Genomic DNA, 887 nt, shown 5'->3' on the forward strand with positions numbered 1-887 from the left:
GTGGCCTATCTGCACGATGGCCGCGACGCCTGGGACCTCGGCGCCGACGGCGTCTACCACCGGGTCGACAAGGACACGCACGCGGGCGAGGAGGGCGCGTCGCGGGCCATCGAAGCCCACGGTGCCCAGACGGCGCTCATGAACCGCTACGCATCGCGCGGCAGCAGCCGCGCGGCATCATTGGACTGAACCATGGACCTCATTTTCTGGCGCCATGCCGAGGCGGAAGACTGGACCGAAGGCTGCGACGACCTGCAGCGCTCCCTGACCCCCCGCGGCGAGAAGCAGGCCAAGCGGATGGCCGCCTGGCTCGACCGTCAACTGCCCGAGGGCACCCGCATCGTCTGCAGCCCGGCACGCCGCTGCGAGCAGACGGCGCACGCGCTCGGGCGCAAGTTCAAATTGCGCGCCGAGCTCGCGCCCGACACCACCCCCGATGCGCTGCTGGCGGCCGCCGGCTGGCCGAACGGGAAGTCGGTGGTGCTGATGATCGGCCACCAGCCTTCGCTCGGCCAGGCGATCTCGCTGCTGCTGGGACTTCAGCAGGACAGCTGTCCGGTGCGCAAGGGTGCCGTGTGGTGGATCCGCTCGCGCGAGCGCGACGGCGACGTGCAGACCGTGGTGGTGACCGTGCAGGCGCCCGAGCTGCTTTGAAATGAAACTCGAGCGGTTGATTCTTTGGCCTTACACTGGCCGCTTCGACCAGCAATCAAGRACGGCCGATGGCGACGCCCAGAGTTTCGATCATCGTCACGGTGTTCAATCGCACCGAGTTTCTTCCGGCTGCCTTGCAGAGCGCGCTGGACCAGTCGTTCCAGGATTTCGAAATCATCGTCACCGACGACTCGGAGAGCCCAGCCATACGCGGCATCTGCGAGGGCTTCCGT

The 887-nt window shown here is 67.3% G+C and carries 3 protein-coding genes; all 3 read left to right on the top strand.

Annotated features, from left to right (window positions below; genetic code table 11):
• Positions 1 to 189: hypothetical protein (locus tag AC1DY5_RS57290; RefSeq protein WP_478122983.1), on the top strand; the 189-nt coding region annotated here is incomplete at its 5' end.
• 3 nt (positions 190 to 192) lie between these two features.
• A complete protein-coding gene (locus AC1DY5_RS57295; RefSeq protein ID WP_478122984.1) occupies positions 193 to 654 on the top strand; it encodes a SixA phosphatase family protein in 462 nt (153 codons plus the stop codon).
• Between the two features lie 68 nt (positions 655 to 722).
• Positions 723 to 887 (top strand): glycosyltransferase (locus AC1DY5_RS57300; RefSeq protein WP_478122985.1); only part of this gene is annotated, 165 nt, incomplete at its 3' end.

It is taken from the genome of Variovorax sp. P4_D9 (genome assembly GCF_056401695.1).